We start from the raw sequence: 3216 nt of genomic DNA on the forward strand, positions 1-3216 counted from the left end.
GCGGTCTGGGCGGCGCCGCCCGGGTTGACGACGTTGACCTGCGAGGTCACCTGGTAGCCGGGGCCGAGCCAGGCCCGTGAGACCAGGGCGAGGAGGTCGTTCGCGTAGTAGTCGGCGAACGCCTCCGGGTCGTACCGGGCGGCCTTCTCCAGCGCGTTCCACACCCGGTCGTTGGCGCCGGGCCTGGCGAAGTGGTCGCCGGCCGCCGTGCCCGAGGCGCGCTGCTCGGCGATCAGGGCGTCGAACACGGCCGTCAGCCGGTCGACGACCGCCGAATCCGGGAAGGCACCGCGGAACACCACGATGCCGGGCCCGTCGGTGAGGGCGCGGACCAGTTCCGCCCCGACCTCTGGGACGCTGCCGCCGCGCAGCCGGTCGCCGTCGTAGACGAGGACGCCGCGTTCCACGGAGGCGGCGTGAGGGTACGCGGCGACGTCCGTCCCGCGTTCGACCAGCGCACGGAAGGCGTCGAGGTCGCAGTCCCGCTCGGACAGCCAGGGGGTGAAGGACATCGTCGTCCTCTCGGTGACAGGGGTGGCTCGCTTCCGTGAACCGGAAAGGATCCGGCTCGGTGACAGGCGTTGCCCGGCGCTGTCATTCTTGTCAGTACAAACCCCTCGAACAACCAGCAGGAAGCCATCAAAAACCCCTCAAGGAGCCGACGACATGGGGCATCCCTTCCCGATCCGCGAGATAGCCCGGCAGGCGGGCCTCAGCGAGGCCACCGTGGACCGGGTCCTCAACGACAGGGGAGGGGTGCGCGAGAGCACCGTGCGGGAGGTCCGCCGGGCGATCGCCGACCTCGACCGGCAGCGCACCCAGGTCAGGCTCGTCGGCCGCACCTTCATGATCGACATCGTGATGCAGACGCCGGAACGGTTCTCCACCGCCGTACGGGCCGCCCTGGAGGCCGAGCTGCCGGCGCTGCACCCGGCGGTCGTGCGCTCCCGCTTCCACTTCCGGGAGACCGGACCCGTCGCCGAACTGGTCGGCACCCTGGACCGGATCGCCCGGCGCGGCTCCCAGGGGGTGGTCCTCAAGGCGCCCGACGTCCCCGAGATCACCGCCGCCGTCGGCCGGCTCACCGAGGCCGGTGTCCCGGTGGTGACCCTGGTGACCGACCTGCCCGCCTCCACCCGCCTCGCCTACGTCGGCATCGACAACCGGGCCGCCGGCGCGACCGCCGCCTACCTCATGGGCCAGTGGCTGGGCGAGCGGCCCGGCAATGTGCTCACCAGTCTCAGCAGCGGCTTCTTCCGCAACGAGGAGGAGCGCGAAATGGGTTTCCGCGGCGCCATGCGGGCCCGCCATCCGGGGCGCGCGCTCGTCGAGATCACCGAGGGGCAGGGCCTCGACGCCACCCAGTACGACCTCGTCCGCGCCGCCCTCGCACGCGACCCGGAGATCCGTGCCGTCTACTCCATCGGTGGCGGCAACATCGCCACCCTGCGCGCCTTCGCCGACCTCGGCCGCGCCTGCGCCGTGTTCGTGGCCCACGATCTCGACCACGACAACACCCGCCTGCTGCGGGAGCACCGGCTCTCCGCCGTGCTCCACCACGACCTGCGTCAGGACATGCGGGAGGCCTGCCACGCCGTGATGCGGGCGCACGGCGCGCTGCCGCCCGCAGGGCCCGTGCTGCCGTCGGCGATCCAGGTGGTGACGCCGTACAACCTGCCGCCCGCCGCCCTCGGCTGACGGTCGCGCGGTCAGGCCGTGGGCACGTCCACCCAGGTTCCGCTCTCCACCGAGCGCGCCATGGCGTCCAGTACGGCCGCACCGCGCACGGCGTCCGTGAGGGTCGCCCCGTACGGGGTGCCCTCGGCGATCGAGCGCAGGAAGCGGTACGCCTCGATGACCTTCAGGTCGTCGTAGCCCATCGCGTTCGCCGCGCCCGGCTGGAAGGCGCCGAACTCGCCCGCGCCGGGGCCGACGTACACCGTGCTCACCGGCTGGTCCTGGTAGGTGGTGCCGCGGCTGACGCCCAGTTCGTTCATCCGGCGGAAGTCCCAGAACACCGCGCCGCGCGTGCCGTGCACCTCGAAGCCGTAGGAGTTCTGCTCGCCGACGGAGACCCGGCAGGCCTCCAGGACGCCGCGGGCGCCGGAGGCGAACCGGAGCAGAGCGCTGACGTAGTCCTCGTTCTCGACCGTGCCCGGTGCGCCGCCCGTGGCCAGGGTGTGGCCCGCGGTGGTCCCCGTGGGGCGGGCCCGCTCGGGGACGAAGACGGCCGTGTCGGCCGTCAGCGAGGTGATCTCGCCGAGCAGGAAGCGGGCCAGGTCGGCGCCGTGCGAGGCGAGGTCGCCGAGGACCCCGCTGCCGCCGCGCTCACGCTCGTAGCGCCAGGTGAGGGCGCCGTCGGGGTGTGCGGCGTAGTCGCTGAAGAGGCGGATGCGGACATGGGTGACGGTGCCGATGTCACCGGCGGCGATCAGGTCGCGGGCCGCCTCCACGGCGGGCGCGTTGCGGTAGTTGAAGCCGACCGTGCCCTGGACGCCGGCCTTCGCGACCGCGTCCGCGACCGCGCGGGCGTCGTCGGCGGTGAGGCCCACCGGCTTCTCGATCCAGAGGTGCTTGCCGGCCCCGGCCATCGCCACGCCGATCTCGCGGTGCAGGAAGTTCGGCGCGGTGATGCTGACCGCGCCCACCCGGGGGTCGGCGGCGACCTCCCGCCAATCGCGGACCGCCGAGGCGAACCCGTACTGCTCGGCGGCCTGTTCGGCCCGGCCCGGCACCTCCTCGGCGACCGTGACCAGTTCGGTCCGCAGGGCGAGCTGCGGGAAATGGTGCGGCACGCGCGCGTACGCCTGCGTGTGCACCCGGCCCATCCAGCCGAACCCGACGACGGCGACACCCAGCGGAACACTCACGGCAGCAGCCCTTCTTTGGACCGGTCCATATCCTGTCCAGGTCACCCTGGGGCTCCTCTTCCCAGCGTGTCAAGCCTCTCAGGCTCCTTTGACAACCGGCGTCGCCCGTGGAACGGTCCAACGCATGAGAGCGCCGACCATCCGTGACGTCGCCGACCGGGCCGGCGTGTCCAAGTCCCTGGTCTCCCTCGTCCTGCGCGGCTCCGACCGGGTGCGCGCCGAGAAGCGGGACGCCGTCCTCGAGGCCGTGCGCGAGCTGGGCTACCGGCCCAACGCGGCGGCCCGCAGCCTCAGCGAACGCAGGACCCTCCCCCACTCTCGGCTTCGCTCGAGCGGGGGGACCCCC

The 3216-nt window shown here is 72.9% G+C and carries 3 protein-coding genes and 1 pseudogene; 2 read left to right on the forward strand and 2 right to left on the reverse strand.

Annotated features, from left to right (window positions below):
* A pseudogene (locus tag BZL64_RS30950) lies at window positions 1-512 on the reverse strand (phytanoyl-CoA dioxygenase family protein); the annotation flags it as partial.
* Between the two features lie 154 nt (window positions 513-666).
* Between BZL64_RS30950 and BZL64_RS30955 the strand changes: the two are divergent.
* The gene (locus BZL64_RS30955) at window positions 667-1698 is read left to right on the forward strand and encodes a LacI family DNA-binding transcriptional regulator (protein WP_086772458.1); all 1032 of its coding nucleotides are present in this window, start codon (window positions 667-669) and stop codon (window positions 1696-1698) included.
* An 11-nt stretch (window positions 1699-1709) separates the two neighbouring features.
* Here BZL64_RS30955 and BZL64_RS30960 read toward each other — a convergent pair whose 3' ends face one another.
* Window positions 1710-2828, reverse strand: a complete 1119-nt coding sequence (locus tag BZL64_RS30960) for a Gfo/Idh/MocA family protein (RefSeq protein ID WP_425276089.1) — start codon at window positions 2826-2828, stop codon at window positions 1710-1712.
* A gap of 166 nt (window positions 2829-2994) precedes the next feature.
* On the opposite strand from BZL64_RS30960, the gene BZL64_RS30965 reads away from it, so the two are divergent.
* A partial coding sequence (locus BZL64_RS30965) for a LacI family DNA-binding transcriptional regulator (RefSeq protein WP_143663356.1) occupies window positions 2995-3216 on the forward strand: 222 nt, incomplete at its 3' end.

This window comes from Streptomyces bobili (genome assembly GCF_002154575.1).
GTDB lineage: Bacteria > Actinomycetota > Actinomycetes > Streptomycetales > Streptomycetaceae > Streptomyces > Streptomyces bobili.